Source organism: Halorussus aquaticus, from assembly GCF_024218795.1.
Classification (GTDB): domain Archaea; phylum Halobacteriota; class Halobacteria; order Halobacteriales; family Haladaptataceae; genus Halorussus; species Halorussus aquaticus.
On sequence record NZ_CP100400.1, the window covers coordinates 1176398 to 1195644 of the forward strand.

The 19247-nt window shown below is 67.5% G+C and carries 20 protein-coding genes; 10 read left to right on the forward strand and 10 right to left on the reverse strand.

Annotated features, from left to right (window positions below; genetic code table 11):
• The first annotated feature begins 157 nt into the window (after window positions 1-157).
• Both NGM06_RS06115 and NGM06_RS06120 read left to right on the forward strand, forming a co-directional pair.
• Window positions 158-688 (forward strand): GrpB family protein, encoded by a 531-nt coding sequence (locus NGM06_RS06115; protein ID WP_254269425.1) that lies wholly within the window; start codon window positions 158-160, stop codon window positions 686-688.
• 60 nt (window positions 689-748) lie between these two features.
• Complete coding sequence (locus NGM06_RS06120) at window positions 749-1801, forward strand: family 43 glycosylhydrolase (protein ID WP_254269426.1); 1053 nt, start codon at window positions 749-751, stop codon at window positions 1799-1801.
• Here NGM06_RS06120 and NGM06_RS06125 read toward each other — a convergent pair.
• Window positions 1798-2007 carry a hypothetical protein gene (locus NGM06_RS06125; RefSeq protein ID WP_254269427.1) on the reverse strand — a complete coding sequence of 70 codons (210 nt, stop codon included), beginning with the start codon at window positions 2005-2007 and terminating at the stop codon, window positions 1798-1800. The genes NGM06_RS06120 and NGM06_RS06125 overlap by 4 nt on opposite strands.
• Window positions 2008-2010: 3 nt before the next feature.
• Window positions 2011-2250, reverse strand: a complete 240-nt coding sequence (locus NGM06_RS06130) for a hypothetical protein (RefSeq protein ID WP_254269428.1) — start codon at window positions 2248-2250, stop codon at window positions 2011-2013.
• 92 nt (window positions 2251-2342) lie between these two features.
• Between NGM06_RS06130 and NGM06_RS06135 the strand changes: the two genes are divergently transcribed.
• Window positions 2343-3407, forward strand: a complete 1065-nt coding sequence (locus NGM06_RS06135; RefSeq protein WP_254269429.1) for a S66 family peptidase — start codon at window positions 2343-2345, stop codon at window positions 3405-3407.
• A gap of 55 nt (window positions 3408-3462) precedes the next feature.
• Window positions 3463-4671 carry an MFS transporter gene (locus NGM06_RS06140; protein WP_254269430.1) on the forward strand — a complete coding sequence of 403 codons (1209 nt, stop codon included), beginning with the start codon at window positions 3463-3465 and terminating at the stop codon, window positions 4669-4671.
• 54 nt (window positions 4672-4725) lie between these two features.
• Here NGM06_RS06140 and NGM06_RS06145 read toward each other — a convergent pair whose 3' ends face one another.
• Window positions 4726-4899 (reverse strand): hypothetical protein, encoded by a 174-nt coding sequence (locus tag NGM06_RS06145; protein WP_254269431.1) that lies wholly within the window; start codon window positions 4897-4899, stop codon window positions 4726-4728.
• Window positions 4900-4958: 59 nt separating this feature from the next.
• Window positions 4959-6128 (reverse strand): pyridoxal-phosphate-dependent aminotransferase family protein, encoded by a 1170-nt coding sequence (locus tag NGM06_RS06150; RefSeq protein ID WP_254269432.1) that lies wholly within the window; start codon window positions 6126-6128, stop codon window positions 4959-4961.
• A gap of 149 nt (window positions 6129-6277) precedes the next feature.
• Between NGM06_RS06150 and NGM06_RS06155 the strand changes: the two genes are divergently transcribed.
• Window positions 6278-6514, forward strand: coding sequence for a DUF8593 domain-containing protein (locus tag NGM06_RS06155; protein WP_254269433.1), 237 nt, complete (start codon window positions 6278-6280; stop codon window positions 6512-6514).
• A 69-nt stretch (window positions 6515-6583) separates the two neighbouring features.
• On the opposite strand, the gene NGM06_RS06160 is transcribed toward NGM06_RS06155, so the two are convergent.
• Window positions 6584-7384 (reverse strand): TraB/GumN family protein, encoded by an 801-nt coding sequence (locus NGM06_RS06160; RefSeq protein ID WP_254269434.1) that lies wholly within the window; start codon window positions 7382-7384, stop codon window positions 6584-6586.
• A gap of 139 nt (window positions 7385-7523) precedes the next feature.
• Here NGM06_RS06160 and ligA point away from each other — a divergent pair, with 139 nt between their 5' ends.
• Window positions 7524-9599, forward strand: coding sequence for an NAD-dependent DNA ligase LigA (ligA, locus tag NGM06_RS06165; protein ID WP_254269435.1), 2076 nt, complete (start codon window positions 7524-7526; stop codon window positions 9597-9599).
• 33 nt (window positions 9600-9632) lie between these two features.
• Here the strand turns inward: ligA and NGM06_RS06170 are convergent, their stop codons facing one another.
• Both NGM06_RS06170 and NGM06_RS06175 read right to left on the reverse strand, forming a co-directional pair.
• Window positions 9633-10511, reverse strand: coding sequence for an ABC transporter permease subunit (locus NGM06_RS06170; protein WP_254269436.1), 879 nt, complete (start codon window positions 10509-10511; stop codon window positions 9633-9635).
• The gene (locus tag NGM06_RS06175; protein WP_254269437.1) at window positions 10508-11434 is read right to left on the reverse strand and encodes an ABC transporter ATP-binding protein; all 927 of its coding nucleotides are present in this window, start codon (window positions 11432-11434) and stop codon (window positions 10508-10510) included. Before NGM06_RS06175 ends, NGM06_RS06170 begins: the two co-directional genes overlap by 4 nt.
• Before the next feature lie 153 nt (window positions 11435-11587).
• On the opposite strand from NGM06_RS06175, the gene NGM06_RS06180 reads away from it, so the two are divergent.
• On the forward strand, window positions 11588-12514 hold the full coding sequence (locus NGM06_RS06180; protein WP_254269438.1) for a lamin tail domain-containing protein: 927 nt from the start codon (window positions 11588-11590) through the stop codon (window positions 12512-12514).
• Between the two features lie 51 nt (window positions 12515-12565).
• Here the strand turns inward: NGM06_RS06180 and NGM06_RS06185 are convergent, their stop codons facing one another.
• Window positions 12566-12829 (reverse strand): DUF7967 family protein, encoded by a 264-nt coding sequence (locus NGM06_RS06185; protein ID WP_254269439.1) that lies wholly within the window; start codon window positions 12827-12829, stop codon window positions 12566-12568.
• Window positions 12830-13039: 210 nt separating this feature from the next.
• Here NGM06_RS06185 and NGM06_RS06190 point away from each other — a divergent pair, with 210 nt between their 5' ends.
• Window positions 13040-13648 (forward strand): hypothetical protein, encoded by a 609-nt coding sequence (locus NGM06_RS06190; protein WP_254269440.1) that lies wholly within the window; start codon window positions 13040-13042, stop codon window positions 13646-13648.
• Between the two features lie 9 nt (window positions 13649-13657).
• Window positions 13658-15472 (forward strand): excinuclease ABC subunit C, encoded by a 1815-nt coding sequence (locus NGM06_RS06195; protein WP_254269441.1) that lies wholly within the window; start codon window positions 13658-13660, stop codon window positions 15470-15472.
• Window positions 15473-15484: 12 nt separating this feature from the next.
• Here the strand turns inward: NGM06_RS06195 and NGM06_RS06200 are convergent, their stop codons facing one another.
• The gene (locus NGM06_RS06200) at window positions 15485-15811 is read right to left on the reverse strand and encodes a hypothetical protein (protein WP_254269442.1); all 327 of its coding nucleotides are present in this window, start codon (window positions 15809-15811) and stop codon (window positions 15485-15487) included.
• Window positions 15812-15878: 67 nt separating this feature from the next.
• Here NGM06_RS06200 and NGM06_RS06205 point away from each other — a divergent pair, with 67 nt between their 5' ends.
• On the forward strand, window positions 15879-17024 hold the full coding sequence (locus NGM06_RS06205; protein ID WP_254269443.1) for an SPFH domain-containing protein: 1146 nt from the start codon (window positions 15879-15881) through the stop codon (window positions 17022-17024).
• 73 nt (window positions 17025-17097) lie between these two features.
• Here NGM06_RS06205 and uvrB read toward each other — a convergent pair whose 3' ends face one another.
• Window positions 17098-19161, reverse strand: a complete 2064-nt coding sequence (gene uvrB, locus NGM06_RS06210) for an excinuclease ABC subunit UvrB (RefSeq protein ID WP_254269444.1) — start codon at window positions 19159-19161, stop codon at window positions 17098-17100.
• Between the last annotated feature and the right edge of the window lie 86 nt (window positions 19162-19247).

The window sequence follows — 19247 nt, forward strand, 5'->3', positions numbered from 1 at the left end:
TATTTCTACGGAGAGTTATAACCGAGAGTTACGGCAAGGCTTGCAGAAGCGGGCGCAGTCTCCGACTCGGTCGTGTCTCAGTGGCGTCCGGGGACCGGCGAACGAACGTCGCGAATCCATAACCGTATTGACGAACGGGGGTGAAGCGAACTCTCCCATGGCCGACGTGACTATCGAAATCGTCGACTACGACCCGGCGTGGCCGGTCCGGTTCGAGCGAGAGGCCGACCGCATGGCCGAGATACTCGGCGACCGCGTCGTCAGCATCGAGCACATCGGGAGCACCGCCGTCCCGGGGCTGGCCGCCAAGCCCATCGTCGACATCGTCCCGGTCGTCGCCGACGTGGACGACGGCGAGGTCTGCGCGCGACGACTGGCGGAGGCCGGATACTACCGGAGCCACAAGGACCGGGGCGACGACTGGATCGAACTCGGCCGGGAGGCTGACGACGGTCAGGAGTTCAACGTGCACATACGACCGCGCGACTCCGAACGTCTGCGGCGGAACCTCCTGCTGCGGGACTACCTCCGGGACCACCCGGACGCTCACGAGGAGTACGCACGGGTGAAGCGCGAGGCCGCGGCGAAGCACCCCGAAGACCCCGACGCGTACACCCGGGCGAAGTCCGCGGTCATCGAGTCCATCCTCGGGCGGGCGCGGGAAGCGGGGTACGAGCCGGACATCTGACGTATCTGCCCGCCTCCCGAGGGACCCAGCGCTTTAGCGACTCCCCGTTGTACCCCCGTCGTGGACCGACGCGACTTCATCTCGCGCGTGGGTGTTAGTGCGCTCGCGCCGGACCTCGCCCGCGGGACGAGGCTCCGACAGCGAACGCGGCGCAGGGAGGACCGACAGGACACCTACCGTAATCCCGTCTACGACTACGTCTTCCCGGACCCCGACGTGCTTCGCGTCGATGGCACCTACTACGCCTACGGAACGTACCACCCGTGGAAACCGGGCGTCGGTCCCGACCGAGAACTCGTCCCCGTCCTGCGGTCGCCGAACCTCGTGGACTGGACGCCGGTCGGTCCCGCCTTCGAGGAGGAACCCCCGTGGTCGCAGTACCGCGGTCTCTGGGCACCCGGCGTGGGACGACTCGACGGCCGGACGGCGCTCTACTACTCCGACTCCGAGTTCGGGGCCGACAACCCCGGAATCGGGGTCGCAACCGCGCCCGACCCCGCGGGACCCTTCGAACCGCGGGGCGGTCTCTTCCGGAGCGAGCGAATCGGGGTGCCCAACTCCATCGACCCGATGCTGTTCGTCCGCGACGGGACGCCGTACCTGTTCTGGGGGAGCCACCGCGGCATCTACGGCGTCCGACTCGCCGGGGACGGACTCTCCGTGGCGGGCGACACGTTCCAGATTGCGGGCCGGGGCGTCGAAGCGCCCTACGTCGTCGAGCGCGGCGGCTACTTCTACTTCTTCGGCTCTCGGGGCACCTGCTGTGCGGGCGCAGAGAGCACCTACTACGTCGTCGTCGGCCGGTCCGAGACCCTCCGGGGACCGTACCGCAACCGCGCCGGGAAACGACTCACGCTCGCAGACGCGACCGGGACCACGATACTGGAGGGCGGCGAGCGGTTCCTCGCGCCGGGCCACTGTGCGGTGGTTCGGGACGAGCGCGGCGGGTGGTGGATGCTCTACCACGCCTACGTCGCCGGGAACGCGTGGGTCGGCGACACCCCGCGCCGGGTCCTCATGCTCGACCGGATTCGGTGGGAGAACGGGTGGCCCGTGGTCGGCGAGGACGGCACGCCGAGCGCGACGGGGAGAGTCCCGCCGGTCGAGGGTTAGAACGACCGGGCGACTCCGTACGCGACGAGGACGACGAACAGACCCACGAGTCCGAACAACCCGGCGAGGACGAGGCTGGTGACCTGTGCCTCACCGAGGACGTGGAACAGTTGGACCACCAGTAACACCACCAGCAGGGCCGTGACGCGGTCGAGTTTGCCTCCGAGTCGGTCTATCTCGGCCGCGAGGTCGTCCGAATCCGTCATCGGTCAGACGCCCTCCCCGGACAGCAGTCCGACGACCGACCTGCCCCAGAGGTACGCGAACCCGAAGACGAACACTGCGACACCGGCCAGCAGGGCGTCCACGTCTAGCAGTTTGAGCAGTTCGACCGCGAGGAGCGCGACGAGGAGGAGGAGGGCGATTCTGTCGAGGCGGGCGAGACGCGAAGCGTCTCGAAACGCGAACGGTGAAACCGTGAGCGGGGCGAGCAGTTCGGGGTCGGCCATGCGCGAGTGCTGGCAGCGACCCAACATCAACGTGTGGGGTTCGCTCTCTCCCCTCCGAAAATCATAGCATGCCCGACACCCAACTCCCAGTCATGAACGACTTCGTCGTCCCGCCCGCGCTAGACCGCGGCGACAGGGTGGCAGTCGTCGCGCCCGGGTCCAACCGAGCCACCGAGTACCCGCACGTCTACGACCTCGGCCTGAAGCGCCTGCGGGAGGTGTTCGACCTCGAACCGGTCGAGTTCCCGACCGCGACGGAGGACAGCGACTACCTCTACGACCACCCCGAGGAGCGCGCCCGGGACGTGATGGACGCCTTCGCCGACCCCGAGATTTCGGGCGTCGTGACCGTCATCGGCGGCTTCGAACAGGTTCGCATCCTGAAGCACCTCGACCCCGAAGTCCTCCGGGAGAACCCCACCAGATTCTACGGTATCAGCGACAACACCAACCTCGCGTGCTACCTCTGGAACCTCGGCGTCGTCTCGTTCTACGGCGGCACCGTGATGACCGACTTCGCCATGCAGGGGTCGATGCACGACTACACCGTCGAGTACCTCGAAACGGCGTTCTTCGCCGACGACCTCGACGCGTTCGGCGAGATTCGCCCCGCCGACGAGTTCACCGACGAGGACCTCGACTGGGCGGACCCCGACAATCTGGACGAGTACCGCGAGACGGAACCGAGTCCGGGGCGGACGTGGCGGGGCGGCGACCGCGCCGTCTCGGGCCGGACGTGGGGCGGGTGCGTCAGCACGCTCGACATGCAGTTGCGGACCGACCGCTACCTCCCTCCGGCCGAGGACCTCGACGGTCGAATCCTCCTGCTCGAAACCTCCGAGGAACTCCCCTCCGCGATGGACGTTCGGCAGTTCCTCATCGGAATGGGGGAGCGCGGCCTGCTGGAGCGGTTCGCGGGCGTCCTCGTCGGTCGCGCCAAGGCCCGCAACCTCTTCGAGGACCCCGGCCCGGAGGCCCGCGCCGAGTACCGCGAGCGACAGCGCGAGACCATCGCGGACGTGCTGGCGGAGTACAACCCGGACGCGCCCGTCGTCTTCGACGCGGAGTTCGGCCACACCGCACCGGTCGCGCCGGTTCCGGTCGGCGGGCGCGTCGAACTCGACCCGACCGAGGAGACCGTCGCGTTCGGCGGATGAGTCCGGATTCACCGGCATATAAGGCCGAGCGGTCCCCATCTCCGACCGTCTCACAGTGACCTCCGTCCGACGCGACCGACCGATACTCGCCGCCGTGGTGTTCGCCGTCCTGCTCGCGCAGGTACTCCTCTACCCCGGCGTCCCGGACCTCGTCGCGGCGGTCGGCGCGACCACCGCCCTCGACGCGAGCATGTGGTTCCTCGCCGCGGAGTTCGCGGCGTTCGTCGTCTGCGCGGGTCTCTGGGGCGCGCTCAGTGACACCGCCGGACGCCGCGTCCCGTTCGTCGTCGCGGGCGCGCTCGGCGGTGCCGCGGGATACTTCGCGCTGGCGCTGCTGCCCGCGGCGCTGTCGCTGTCGTTCCCGGCGGTGCTGGCGATTCGCGTGCTTCAGGGCGCGACCACCATCGGCGCGTTCTCGCTGTCGATGACGATGCTGATGGACTTGGAGGGCGGCCACGGCAAGAACATGGGCGCGGCGGGCATCGCCATCGGTCTCGGTACCGCCGTCGGCGCGCCGCTCGGCGGTCAAATTTACGGGTTCGGGCCGCTCGTCCCCCTCTACGCGGCGGGCGTCCTGCTGGTCTGCGCCGCGGGGCTGGCGCTCCTGATTCCCGACCGCGCGCCCGCCGACGGCGCGTCCTCGGACCGCCGCGGACGCGTCTCACGCGCCCTCGCCACCCTCTCCGACCGGCCCTCGCTCGGGATTCCGTACGTGTTCGGGTTCCTCGACCGGTTCACCGCGGGGTTCTTCGCGCTCGTCGGCACTGTCTACTTCCGGGAGGCGTTCGGTCTCGACGCCGCGGCGACGGGGCTGATGCTCGGCCTGTTCTTCGGCCCGTTCGCCCTGCTGCAGTACCCCTTCGGCGTCCTCTCGGACCGCATCGGGCGAGCGATTCCAATCGCGGCCGGGTCGGCGCTCTACGGCATCGCGGTGGTCGGCGTCGGTCTCTCGCCCACCGTCGAAGTCGCCGGGGCGGCGATGGTCGTCGTGGGCGTCATCGGCGCGCTGATGGCCCCCGCGACGATGGCGCTCGTGACCGACCTCGCGTCGGACACCGCCCGCGGGACCGCGATGGCGGGGTTCAACGTCTTCGGAAGTCTGGGCTTCCTCGCGGGCATCCTCGTCGGCGGGACGGTCGCCGACGAGTTCGGCTTCCTCGCGGCGTTCGTGGTCGCCGGTGCGCTGGAGACCGCCATCGCGCTGGTCTCGATTCCGGCGTTCTTCCGAATCGACACCGGCGGGGCGAGCGTGTTCGGCGGGTAGTCGAACGCCACTCGGTGGGGAGTCGAACCCGGTCCGAAACTCCCGCTCTCTCGGCTACAGGTCGGCGTTGTACAGCATGCCGAGGAAGAACCCGACGACGGCGAGCAGGGCGAGTCCGTTTGCGCCGAGGTCGAGCACGTTCACGAGTTGGAGGCCGACGACGACGACCAGCAGGTAGGTGATGCGGTCGAGTTTCGCGGCGAGGTCCGGGGAACCGTCTCGGGACATCGGCGTACGGTTCACAGACCGCGTTGAAAAAAGCCGCTCTTCGGCCCGCAGTCGCAGGTCTACCGCAGTTCCGCGCGCGCCGCCTCGACGCCCGCCTCGGTATCCACGTCCTCGCCGGTCTCCTCGAAGGCCTCGCCGATGGTGCGCACGCCGCGGAGAATCTGCTCGCTGGAGAGGTTGCCCATGTTGCTCACCCGGAAGATTTCGCCGCCGAGGTGGGCCTGCCCGCCCGAGATGGAGACGCCGCGCTCCTCGATGGCGTCGAAGAAGGCGTCGGGGTTCTCGCGCGTGTGCGTCGGGAGCGCCACCCCGGTCAGGGTGTTGGAGTACTCGGTCGCCTCGTTGCGCTCGGCGAAGAGGTCGAGACCCATCGCGGTGAACGCCTCGCGGAACGCCCGCGACTGGCGTCGGTGGCGCTCGATTCGCTCGGCCATTCCCTCCTCCTCGATGTTCTCGACCGCCACCGCGAGCGCCCGGAACAGCGGCACTGCGCTCGTGAAGGGGGTCTGGTGGGAGTCGGCCTTCCGGAGGTGCCAGTCGAGGTCCTCGTAGAACGGCGCGGCGTCCCCGTCGAACCGCTCCTGTGCGGCCTCGGTGGCGTACATCGCCGAGGTGCCCGGCGGTGCCGCGAGGCACTTCTGGGCGTCGGTGACCGCCACGTCCACGTTCCAGTCGTCGATGCGGAACTCGTCGCCGCCGATGGAGGTCACGCCGTCCACGACGAAGGTGGCGTCGTACTCCGCGGCGATTTCGCCGACCTCCTCGACGGGGTTCAGCAGACCGGTGCTGGTCTCGTTGTGGACCATCGTCACCACGTCGGTGTCGTCGTCCACGGTGGCCTCGACCGCGTCGAGGTCGATGGACTGGCCCCACGTCGTCTCCACGGGGTCCACCGAGGCGTAGCGGTCGGCGATTCGCTTGAACCGACGCCCGAACTTGCCGTTGACCAGCGGGACGACGTTCCCGCCGTCGCCGACGAGGTTGGCCACCGCGGCCTCCATCGCCATCGTCGCGGTCCCGTTGAAGATGAGACTGGTGCCGTCGCTCGCGGTGGACGACCCGTCGAGCGTGGACTCGGTGAAGACGTAGTCGAGCGCGTCCTGCGCTCGCTCGTACACCGCCTCGAACTCGGCCGAGCGGTGCGAGACCATCGGTTCGTTCATCGCCTGTCGTACGTCGCGGGTCACGGGGACGGGTCCGGGGTTCAGGAGGAGGAAGTCCTCACGCATACGTACACACTACGTCGGATTCGGCTTAAATAAGCGGGGTCTTCACAATTCCCGCCAACTCCGTAGGCGACGTTTGACTCGGGGGCGAGGCGAACCTGACAGCCGAAGGCCACAGCAGTCATCACGAGCCTCGTGGTATCACCGTTGCTATGGCACAATTCAGTGACAGCGACGAGGGGAAGCCCGTCGTCATGGGCGAGGAGAAGGTCGGAATGATAACTCAGGTCGAAGGTGGCACCGCCTACGTGGACCCCGACGCCAGTATCACCGACAAGATAAAGGCCACGCTGGACTGGGGCGACCGCGACGAGGACACCTACCCGCTCGAAGAGAGTCGGGTCGACGCAATCACCGACGACGAGGTCCGCCTCCGAAGCCAGATGTAGCGCGCTCCGTCACGCGCGACCGCAGGCTCTCGTTTTTCGCGACCGCTCGACCGTTTCCGAGTCGCTCGGTTACTCTTCGAGTCGCTCGGCGATTCCGTCGAGGTGGTCGAGACCGACGACGGCGACCGTCTCGCCCCGACTCCGCAGCGAGTCGAGGTTCTCGGCCATGCACTCCTCGCGGGTCTCGTCGCGGAGGCGGACGGGTCGCGGCGGGTCGAACGCCCGGAGGAGCGATTGAGACCGCCGGGCCTGCGACACCTCGTCGCGGGCCTGCACCGCGGGCGGGTCGGTCACGTCGCAGTCGTGTTCGACGGGGTCGTCCACTTCGACTCGGAGCGCGGTGCGGTCGGCGACGGCGGCCGCGACCCGGCAGACCAGCGCGTGGCGGGTCACCGACGTGACGCCCGAGACGACCTTCCGGAGCGTCCCGAGCGACGCGCCGTCGCGCCAGCAGTTGCGGGCGAGTCTGACGAAGAAGTCGCCGGTCGGCGCGTCGATGCCGACCACCTCGGCGTCGAACTCGTGGGCGGCCTGCGCCGCGGCGCTCATCTCGCCGCCGAACGAGGGCGGCGTCCGCGACTCGCGGGCGTAGGTCTCGTAGAGCGGCGTCGCCAGCGGCGGCGATTCGAGCGCGACGACCGCGGGGTCGCGCTCGCGGACGACCTCACGGGCGCGGTGGACGCTCGCGGGGTGGTCGTGGACGACGCCGACGAGAGTCACGCCCGCGTCGGGGAGTCTGCGGACGTACTCGTCGTTCATCCGGGGGTCGGCGGAGTCGGGCCGGTCGTCTGGCGATTCAGTTCCGTCGTCCGGGGAGTCAGGTCGGTCGTCGGAGGGGTTCGCGGAGTCGGTCGAATCCGGGGAGGGCATCGGCTTGGATGGTGCTTTCACGCACCAGTGATAGTCCTTTTGGATTCGGTGGGACGGGAATCCGACCGAGAAAAACCCGGTCCGCTCGACGGTGGCCGAAGACTGGAACTTTTACGGGATACCCGACAAACTCCCGGTAATGACCACCGTCACCGCCGACGAGAACTCCTACGTCGAGGACCCGCCGACCGACTTCGACCCCGTCGAGGAGTTGACCGAGGAGGCGGCCGCCGAGCAGGCAGAACAGCTACGGGAGGCCATCCGGTACCACGACTACCGCTACTACGTCGAGAACGACCCCGCAATCGCCGACCGGACCTACGACGCGCTGTTCACCCGCCTGCAGGACCTCGAAGACGCCTTCGACGTTCGGACCGAGGACAGTCCGACCCGCCGGGTCGGGGGCGAACCGCTGGACGAACTCGACACGGTCGAACACGTCGCGCCGATGCTCTCCATCGACTCCGGCGGCGAAGCCGAGGACGTGCGGGAGTTCGACCGCCGGGTTCGCCGGTCGGTCGGCGACGACGTGACCTACGTCTGCGAACCCAAGTTCGACGGTCTCTCGGTCGAAGTAGTCTACGAGGACGGCGAGTACGTCCGGGCCGCCACGCGCGGCGACGGGTACGAGGGCGACGACGTGACCGAGAACGTCCGGACCATCGCCAGCGTCCCCCACCGACTCCGGGGCGACTACCCCGACTATCTGGTTCTCCGCGGCGAGGTCCACATCCCGGAGGACGCGTTCCGGCGACTCAACCGCGAGCGCGTCGAGCGCGGCGAGGACCCCTTCGCCAACCCACGGAACGCGGCGGCGGGCACCCTCCGGCAGTTGGACCCCTCCGTGACCGCCGGGCGACCGCTCGACGTGTTCTTCTTCGACGTGCTCGACTCCAGTTACGACTTCGACTCCCACTGGGAGCAACACGAGACCCTGCCGGAGTGGGGCCTGCGGGTCAACGACCGCTCCGAACGCACCGACGACATCGAGGACGCGCTCGACTACCGCGACCGCCTGATGGCCGACCGGCCGGACCTCAACTACGAGATAGACGGCACCGTCATCAAGGTGGACGACCTCGACACCTGCGCCGAGTTGGGGACCACCGAGCGCCACTACCGCTGGGCGTACGCCTACAAGTTCCCCGCGCGCTCGGAGGTCACGACCATCACCGACATCACGGTACAGGTCGGTCGGACCGGCCGCCTCACTCCGGTCGCGCTCCTTGACCCCGTGGACGTGGGCGGCGTCACCGTCTCGCGCGCCAGCCTTCACAACCCGGAGGAGATCGCGGAGATGAACGTCGGCGTCGGCGACGAGGTGAAAGTCGAGCGCGCGGGCGACGTGATTCCCTACGTCGCCGAGGTGGTCGAGAAGCGCGCGGAGGATCACTACGAGTTCCCCGAGGAGTGCCCGGTCTGCGAGAGCGCGGTGGAGTTCGACGGTCCCATGGCCTACTGCACCGGCGGTCTGGCCTGCGACGCCCAGTTGCGGCGCGCGGTCGAGTACTACGCCAGCGAGGACGGACTGGACATCGAGGGTCTGGGCGGCGAGCGCGTGGACCAACTCATCGACGCCGGGCTAATCGAAGACAGTCTCGCGGACCTCTACCGAATCGAGGAGGCGGACCTGACCGACCTCGAAGGCTGGGGCGAGACTAGCGCCCGCAATCTGCTGGACGAACTCGACGACTCCAGACACCCCCGCCTGCGCGAGTTCCTCTCGGCCATCGGCATCCCGAAGGTCGGCCCGGCGACGGCCGCCGACCTCGCCCGCGAGTTCGGCGAGTTGGACGCCGTCCGGTCGGCCTCGCGCGAACGACTGGAGTCGGTCGACGGCATCGGCCCGAAAGTCGCCGACCAGATAGCGGAGTTCTTCGACTCGCCGGAGAACGAGCGCGTCATCGACGACCTGCTCGACGCAGTGGGTCCGCTGGAGACTTCGAGCGAGACCGAGACCGACGACGAGTTGGCGGGCCTGACCTTCGTGTTCACGGGGTCGCTCGCCGACTACACTCGGAGCGATGCCCAAGAACTGGTCGAGGACCACGGCGCAAACGCGACGAGCAGCGTCTCGGGCAACACCGACTACCTCGTCGCGGGCGACAGTCCGGGGCAGACGAAACTCGACGCGGCCGAAGAGAACGACGTGCCGGTGCTGGACGGAGTGGAGGCGTTCGAGCGACTGCTGGCGGAGCGCGGCATCGAGAGATAGGAGTTCGTCGCTGACGGGGAGTTACCGACCGAATTAGAGGTCCGAGTTCCGGAACACCAGATACCCGAGCGCGACGGGGACGAGCAACCACAGCAAGAACTGGGCCAGCACGACCCAGTCCGAGAGGTAGAACGGCGTTTCGCCGATTCGCTGGGTGATTATCTGCTGTTGCATGCTGGGAACCCCGTAGAGTCGCGCACCGAGGACGCTGTCGGTGTAGAGGCGGGTGACGAGGCTCTCGTAGGCCCGGACAGGGTTGAAGTACTTGATGAACAGGCCGTACTTCACCAGCGTCATCTGCTCCCACCCGAGACCGAGTTTGTCGTTGAACACGAGCAGGGCGCGTCGGACCTGCGTCCAGAGCATCGTCAGGACGACGTAGAGACCGACCGTGCCGAGCATCGCTCGGCGGTTCGAGGACGCCGCCGCGGAGACGCCCACCGCGAGGTTGACGAACACGACCCCGAGCAGCAGCGTCAGGCCCACGAACGCCAGATACTTCAGCGGTTCCACGTCGATGCCGTAGATGGCGAGGACGATGGCCGCGAGCAGCATCGAGACGAGCACTGGGAGCGCGAGGACCGTACTCCGGCCGGTCGCTTTCCCGGCGACGACGTCCTGTCGGGAGTGGGGCAGCGAGAGCAGCAACTTCAGCGACCCGGACTCGCGCTCGCCGATGATGGAACTGTACGCGACCACGATGGCGACTATCGGCACCACGAGCGCGACGACGCGGTTGCCGAGCGTCGGGACGAACACCTCGGAGGTGAGCGACTGGCCGCCGCTCGCGTTCGACCCGATGAGGTAGGCGCTCCCGACGAACAGGCCGAAGAAGACGGCCGACAGGCCCCACAGCCACTTCGAGCGCACCGCGTCCCGGAAGTCCTTCCGAGCGATGGCCTGCCACGTCATGCTGTCACCTCCTGTCCGTCGGTGGTGTAGGCCATGAACAGGTCCTCCAGCGAGGCCTCCTCGGTCTCGAAGTCGACGACCTCGGCACCCGCCTCCTCCAGCGTCGAGAGGACGGTGGTCTTCACGTCGCTCTGGCAGGAGACGGTCAGGCGGTCGCCGCTCTCGTTCTGTTCGACCTCCGAGACGCCGTCGAGCGCGCCCATGTCGGCGATGGCCTGCTGGGGCACGTCGCCCACCGTGATTCGGAGGACGGTGTCGGCGCTGGTCGTCTCGCGGAGACCCTCGATGGAGTCCTCGGCGACGAGTTGACCGTCACGGAGGATGCCCACGCGGTCACAGACCGCCTCGACCTGCCCGAGGATGTGACTGGAGAAGAAGACGGTCGCGCCCCGGTCGGCCTCCTCGCGGACGATGTCGCGCATCTGGCGCGCGCCCTGCGGGTCGAGTCCCGTCGAGGGTTCGTCGAGGACGAGCAGGTCGGGGTCGCCGACCAGCGCCATCCCGAGGACGAGACGCTGGGCCATCCCCTTCGAGTAGCCACCGGCCTTCCGGTCGCCGTCGCCGTCGAGGCCGACGCGCTCCAAGACGGCGTCGGGGTCGTCGTCGGCGTCCTTCGACTCGATGGCGAACTCGAGGTGCTGTCTGCCGGTCAGTCGGTCGTACACCGAGAACCCCTCGGGGAGGACGCCGAGGTGTTCGCGGACCGCGACGCTCTCGTCGTGCACGTCCTTGCCGAGTACCCGTATCTCTCCTTCGGTCGGGCGCACGAAGTCCAACAGCATATTGATAGTCGTGGACTTGCCCGCGCCGTTCGGCCCGAGGAAGCCGAACACCTCGCCTTCTTCGACCTCGAAGGAGAGGTCGCGGACGGCGACCACGTCGCCGTACCGCTTTGTTACGCCGTCAATTTCGATGGCAGCCATAGTCGCGCTTTTTGCGTTCCCCTACGTAAACCCTTGTCTTATCCCACGAGACGAGACGGGATTCGGCGACAGTCGGTTTGCGAACTATACTCTAACTTATCAAAAATAAATTTATTAGAAAGGACTTTAAATTAATAGTGGTTTCTGATGGGTGTGGGACGAAAACAATTCCTTACGGCGATGTTGGTCGTCGCGCTCGTCGGGAGCATGGCGTTTCCCGCGGGCGCGGCGGTCGTTTCGACGACCGAAGACGCGACAGCGAGTAGTATCAGTGGCTCAGTTACCGTGACCGTCACCGGCGCTGCGGACGGCGACACGGTGGACGTCCGCTACGAGAACGGCACCACCGAGACGGTCCGACTCCTCGGCGTGGACACCCCGGAAGTCAACGTCGAGAACACGCCCGGCGAGTTCGAGGGCGTTCCGAACACGCAGGCAGGCAAGGACTGTCTCCGCAGTGCGGGCGAGAACGCGAGTAAGTACACCAAGAACACGCTGGTCGGACGGACGGTCACGCTGAAGTTCGACAGCCAGTCCGACCGGCGCGGCGACTACGGTCGCCTGCTCGCGTACGTCTACGTGGACGGCCAGAACTTCAACCTCGGTCTCGTCGAGAGGGGTCACGCCCGCGTCTACGACAGCACGTTCAGCCAGAGCGAGTCGTTCTACAGCGCCGAGAACGAGTCGCAGGCCAACCTCCGCGGTCTCTGGCACTGCCGGACCGTCGACGACGGCGGTGACGGCGGCGACGGCGGTAGCGACAGCGGCACGGCCTCCATCGAGTGGGTCTACGCCGAGGCCAGCAGCACGAACGACGAGCGCGTCCAGATCAAGAACACCGGAAGCGGCGAACTCGACCTCTCGGGCTACACCCTCGTGGACGAGGCCGGGAACACCTACACGTTCCCGAACGGTTTCACGCTCGCGTCCGGCGCGTCCGTCTGGGTCCACTCCGGGAGCGGTTCCGACGACTCCGACGACCTCTACGCCGCGTTCGGTCACGAAATCTGGAACGACTACGGCGACACGGCGTACGTCTACGACGAGAACGGAAACGAAGTGGATAGTCGGTCGTACTGACCGATTCGCGGCCGCAGTCTCTTTCTTCGCAGTCGTCCGGAGCGTCGGCTCTCACACCGTCGCGTCGGGGTCGTGTTTCTCGGCCATCCGAGTCGCTTCGTCGGCGTACCGGTCGCGGGTCTCGTCGTCCTCGACGGGGTTCAGGCTCTCTGGGTCGGCCTCGGTCGCGGCGGTCACGCCCGCTCCTTGTCGGAGCATGTTCATCGAGCGCTGGCGCTGAACGCTGTACTCCCCGTCGGTCGTGGCGTACACCAGCGAGACCAGTCCTTTGTCGGTGTACGTGCGCTCTACGAGCCAGAGTCGCTCGTCGTCCATGTCCTCACCTTCTCGGCGAGCGAGTTGAATCCACCGGGTTCACGCGCCGACGCGTCTCGACTTTTTGCTCCTGACGTGCCAGTAGTGTTAAGACGGAAAGTGGCGTATTAGTCTGTGAATGATGGACTACGGGTGGCAGGAACGCTGGGGACACGGAGTACGAAGTATCGGCCACGACCGTCGTAGTTCTCTCTCGGCGACGTAATGAAGATGAGCCAGTCTCCGCTGTCTCAGGCCACGGACGACCGCCTCTCGGAGATGCTGTTCCAAGGGGAGGAGGTCCAAGAGGAGTTCACCGTCGAAGGCGCACGCGTCGCGGTCACGACCCACCGGGTCCTCGTGTTCACCCCCGACGGCGACGGGCGGCGGTTCGACCATGCCGACCGGCCCAACGTCCTCGACGCCACCGTCGAGACCACCGGACAGGACTCCTACGTCGAGTGGGGCGTCCGGACCGGCGTCTACGGTGCGGTCCTGTTCGGCGGCGGCTTCCTCCTGAAGACCAGCGGCATCCTCGACCAACTCGGGGCGGCGAACCCGCCCGAAAACGCGCCGGAGACCGGCGTCACGGAACTCGTCTCTCTTCTCCCGCAGGCGCTCGGCACCCTCACGACCGGTCTGCTCGTCGGCGGCGCGTTACTCGTCCTCGCGGCCCTCGCGCTGGTCGCGCTCTACCTCAGTTCCCGCGAACGCGAACTCGTCATCGAACGCGCTGGCGACGACCCGATGCGAGTGCCGGTCCGGGACGACGACGCCGAGGACGTCGCCCGACGGCTTCGGGCGGCAGTAGGAACAGGTTCAAAGTCACGTAGCGACTAGCCGCGTTCGATGGACGGGGACGCGGTCCGCGAGCGCGCGGCGGAGTTGCCACGTGAACCGGGGGTCTACCAGTTTCAGGACGGCGAGACGGTCGTCTACGTCGGCAAGGCCGTGGACCTCCGCGACCGGGTCCGGTCGTACGCGGACCCGCGGGGCGAGCGCATCCGCCGGATGGTAGAGCGTGCCGACAGCATCGACTACTCGGTCACGGACACCGAGACGCAGGCGCTCCTGCTGGAGGCCAACCTCATCAAGCGGTTCCAGCCGAAGTACAACGTCCGACTGAAGGACGACAAGTCCTACCCGCTGGTCCAACTCACCGACCACGAGTTCCCCCGCATCGAGATCACCCGCGACCCAGACCCGGAGGCCCGCGCCCGGAGCGACGGGGGCGGCGTCCGCGGTCCGGACGCGGCGGGTCCGCGCGTCTTCGGCCCGTTCACTCAGAAGACGCGGGTCGAGACGGTCGTGAAGGCGCTCCGGGAGACCTACGGCGTCCGGGGGTGTTCGGACCACAAGTTCGCCAACCGCGACCGACCCTGTCTCGACTACGACATCGGCCTCTGTACCGCCCCGTGTACCGCCGAAATCGACCGCGACTCCTACGTCGCCGACGTGGAGTCCGTCGTCCGGTTCTTCGAGGGCGAGACCGGCGTCCTCGCCGACCCGCTCCGCCGGGAGATGGAGGACGCCGCCGCGAATCGGGAGTTCGAGCGCGCGGCCAACCTCCGGGACAAACTCGACGCCGTCGAGGGGTTCCACGGCGGCGCGGGCGAGGCGGTCGCCAGCGAGAGCGACGAGCGCACCGTGGACGTGCTGGGCGTGGCGGTGGAGGGCGACACCGCGACCGTGGCGCGACTCCACAGCGAGGCGGGTCAACTCGTCGCTCGCGAGCGCCACGCCGTGACGGTCCCCGAGGGAGACGCGGAGACCGACGCGCCCGACGCCGACACCCGGCCGGGCGCGGTCCTCTCGGCGTTCGTGACCCAGTACTACACCGAGCGCGAGTTGCCCGACGCGCTGCTGTTCTCCGACCGACCGGACGACGCGGACGTCCTCGACTGGCTCGAACGCGAGGGCGTCGCGGCCCGCGTCCCCGGTGCCGGTCGAGAGGCGACGCTGGTGGACCTCGCGCTGAAGAACGCTCGGCGCGGCGCGAGCGAACCCGACGCCCTCGCGGCGCTCCGCGACGCTCTCGACCTCGACACGATTCCGAGACGAATCGAGGGCTTCGACGTGAGTCACGCGCAGGGCAAGCACGCGGTCGGGAGCGACGTGGTGTTCGAGGGCGGTTCGGCCGACAAGTCGGGTTACCGACGGAAGAAACTCGACGACCGGAACGACGACTACGCCAACATGTACGACCTCGTCCGGTGGCGGGCGTCCCGTGCGGTCGAGGGTCGCGACGACCGACCGGACCCCGACCTCCTGCTCATCGACGGCGGCGAGGGCCAACTCGGCGCGGCCCGCGAGGCGCTCGCGGACGCCGGTTGGGACGTGCCCGCGATAGCGCTCGCCAAGGACGAGGAAGTCGTGATTACGCCGGACGGAACCTTCGACTGGCCGAGCGACGCCGACCACCTCCACGTCCTCCAGCGCGTCCGCGACGAGGCCCACCGATTCGCGGTCCGGTACCACCAGACCCTTCGCGACGACGTCTCGACCGAACTCGACAACGTACCGGGTATCGGCCCGGAGACCCGCCGGAACCTCCTCCGGCGGTTCGGGAGCGTCGAGGGGATTCGGGCCGCGTCGGTCGCGGAGTTGCGGGAAGTGGAGGGCGTCGGCGAAAAGACGGCCGAGACCATCGAGACGCGGTTGTAGGTCGCTCCCGGACTACTCCGAGTCCAGATGCTCTCGCGCCCGGCCGGAGTACCCCAGCACCACCGCCACCACCAGCATGGCCGCCAGACCGACCAGAAACGCGGCCTGCAGCGCCGCCGCGACCGCCATCCCGACGGCGCCGACGGCCGCAATCTTGTACCGGCCGGTCCAGACGCCCCGAGTGCCGGTGAGTGCGAACGAGAGCGTCAGCAGGTAGGCTAACAGCCCCGACTCCGAGAACCCGCCGAGCGCGAGGAGGACGTACGCTCCGATGACCGCGAGCAGGACGACCACCGCGACCGAGAACCCCTTCGCGACGGCGACGCGCGTGTTCGCCATACTTCCCCTTGTCCGGCGAGCAACATAAACGTCAAACGTTAAGCCCCTATAGCATCGACTGAGAAACATGAATCCCTTCTACGAACTGGGGCGACTCACCGCGGGCGCGAACCTCTCGCGCGCGCTGGCGGGCGTCCTCGCGGTCCTCGTCCTCTTCTTCCTCCTCCCGTCCCTGAATCTCGTGACCGTACTGGGACTCCTCGCGCTGGGACTCGTCCTCGCGGTCCTCGCCAGCGCCGTCGAAATCGTCGGCCCCTACGAGAAGCGCGCGCTGACGGTGTTCGGCGAGTACCGGGGACTGTTGGGTCCCGGTCTGAACGTGATTCCGCCGCTCGTGAGCCAGACCCACACCTTCGACATGCGGACCCAGACGCTCGACGTGCCCGAGCAGGAGGCCATCACGGAGGACAACTCGCCCGTGACCGCCGACGCGGTCATCTACATCCGCGTGATGGACGCCGAGAAGGCGTATCTGGAGGTCGATAACTACGAGAAGGCGGTCTCGGACCTCGCCCAGACCACGCTGCGTGCGGTGGTCGGCGACATGGAACTCGACGACACGCTGCGGGAGCAGAAGGAGATAAACTCCCGCATCCACGAGCAACTCGACCGGCCGACCGACGACTGGGGCGTCCGTGTCGAGGCCGTGGAGGTGCAGTCGGTGATGCCCACCCCGACGGTCGTGAGCGCGATGGAGCAACAGACCGCGGCCGAGCGCCGCCGCCGGGCGATGATTCTCGAAGCGCAGGGCGAGCGCCGAAGCACCGTCGAGCGCGCGGAGGGCGAGCGGGCCTCGAACGTCATCCGCGCGCAGGGCGAGAAGCGGAGCCAGATTCTCGAAGCCCAAGGCGATTCGGTCTCGACGGTCCTCCGCGCGAAGTCCGCCGAGTCGATGGGTGAGCGGGCGGTCATCGACAAGGGGATGGAGACGCTGGACGCTATCGGACAGGGCGACTCGACGAGTTTCGTCCTGCCTCAGGAACTCACCTCGCTCGTGGGTCGGTACGGCAAGCACCTGACCGGGAGCGACGTGAGTCCGGTCGGCGACGGCGAGTCGCTGGAGAGCCTCGACTTCGACGCCGAGACGGCGGAACTGCTCGGACTGGACGACGTGGACGAGATGCTGGCGGAGTTCGATGGCGCGGGCGTGGACGACGATATGGATCTGGACGACGCGGACGAGGAACTGACGAACGCGCCCGAGTCGGAGTGAGGTCGGGTCGAGCGACCGGACTACCTATCTTCGACAACTGCAGACCGCAGTCCGACGTTAGCCGGGAAGACTGTCAGAACCCGTCGGTCGGTTCCGGGACTCCGTCGCCCTCCACGTCCACGTCTACCTCGAACTCCTCGCGGAGTTCCCGGATGCGGTCGCGGATGTCGGCCGCGAGTTCGAACTCCAGATTGTTCGCGGCCTCGTTCATGCGCGTCTCCAGTTCCTCGATTTTGCGCTCGGCCTCCTCGTCGGTCTCCGGTTCGCCGTCGGTGACGCCGGAGGTGTCGGTCTTGCTCCCCGGCAAGTTGGCGTCCGAGACCTCCTTCTCGATGGTCGTCGCCTCGAAGCCGTGTTCCTCGTTGTACTCCTGCTGGATGCGGCGGCGGCGCTGGGTCTCGCCGATTGCGGCGTCCATCGCGTCCGTGACCTCGTCGGCGTAGAGGACTACTTCGCCGTTGACGTTTCGGGCGGCCCGGCCCATCGTCTGGACGAGCGAGGTCTCCGAGCGCAGGAACCCCTGCTGGTCGGCGTCGAGGATGGCGACGAGGCTGACCTCGGGGATGTCGAGTCCTTCGCGGAGGAGGTTGATGCCGACCAGTACGTCGAACTCGCCGAGGCGCAGGCCCCGGACGAGTTCGTGGCGTTCGAGCGTGTCGGTCTCGTCGTGCATGTACTCGACCGCCACGCCCGCCTCCTCCAGATACTCCGTCAGGTCCTCGGCCATGCGCTTGGTCAGGGTGGTCACGAGGACGCGCTCGTCGTTCGCGGTCCGCTTCTCGATGCGGTCCATCAAGTCGTCTATCTGGCCCTCGGCGTCCGACACCTCCACCTTCGGGTCCACGAGGTGGGTCGGACGCACGATCTGCTCGACTATCTGGTCGCTCTGCTCGCGTTCGTAGTCGGCGGGAGTCGCCGAGACGTAGAGGGTCTTGTCGGTCTTCTCCTCGAACTCCTCGAACGTGAGCGGCCGGTTGTCGTAGGCGGTCGGTAGGCGGAAGCCGTTCTCCACGAGACTGTCCTTCCGGGACTTGTCGCCCGCGAACTGGCCCTTTATCTGGGGCACGGTCTGGTGGGACTCGTCGATGACCGTGAGGAAGTCGTCCGGGAAGTAGTCGAGCAGGGTGAACGGCGCGTCGCCGGGTTCGCGGTCCGAGAGGTAGACCGAGTAGTTCTCGATGCCCGAGCAGTAACCCGCCTCCTTCATCATCTCTAAGTCGAAGGTCGTGCGCTCCTCGATGCGCTGGGCCGCGACGAGGTCGTTGTTCCGCTCGAAGTACCGGATGCGGTCGTCGAGGTCCGACTCGATTTCGGCGACGGCGTCGGCCATCGTCTGCTCCGGAATCGAGTAGTGTTCGCCGGGGTGGACGAGGACCGCCGACTCCTGCGACTGGACCTCCCCTTCGAGGGGGTCCACTTTCATCATGCGGTCTATCTCGTCGCCCCACAACTCCACCCGCACGGCGTACCGGCCGTACATCGGGAAGATTTCGATGGTGTCGCCCCGCACCCGGAAGGTGCCCTGCGTGAAGTCCACGTCGTTGCGCTCGTAGTTCAGGTCCACGAGTCGGGCGAGGAGTTCGTCGCGGCCGATCTCGTCGCCCACTTCGAGGCGGAGGCTCATCTCCTCGTAGTTGCGCGGGTCGCCTAGACCGTAGATGGCCGAGACGGAGGCCACGACGATGACGTCGTCGCGGGTCAGCAGCGACCGGGTCGCGGAGTGGCGCAGGCGGTCTATCTCCTCGTTGATGGAGGCGTCTTTCTCGATGTACTTGTCGGTCTGCTCGACGTAGGCCTCCGGTTGGTAGTAGTCGTAGTAGGAGACGAAGTACTCGACGGCGTTGTCCGGGAAGAGGTTGCGGAACTCCTCGTACAACTGCGCCGCGAGCGTCTTGTTGTGCGCGATGACGAGCGTGGGCTTCTGAATCTCCTCGACCACCCACGAGACGGTGTTGGTCTTCCCGGACCCAGTCACGCCCAGCAGCGTCTGCTTGTCCATGCCCGATTCGAACCCCTCGGCCAACTGTTCGATGGCGTCGGGTTGGTCGCCCGCGGGGTCGAAGGGTGCATCGACCCGGAAGTCGCTCTCGGCCTCGGGTCTGTCCGGCGAAAGCGGCCCGGAGTCGGCGTCGCTCATTGTAACGCGAGGTAGGGATTGAAGCTACTTTACCCTCTCGTCGCAACTTCAGGGGGTGACGTCCTGCGAGAGGACCGTTCACGCAG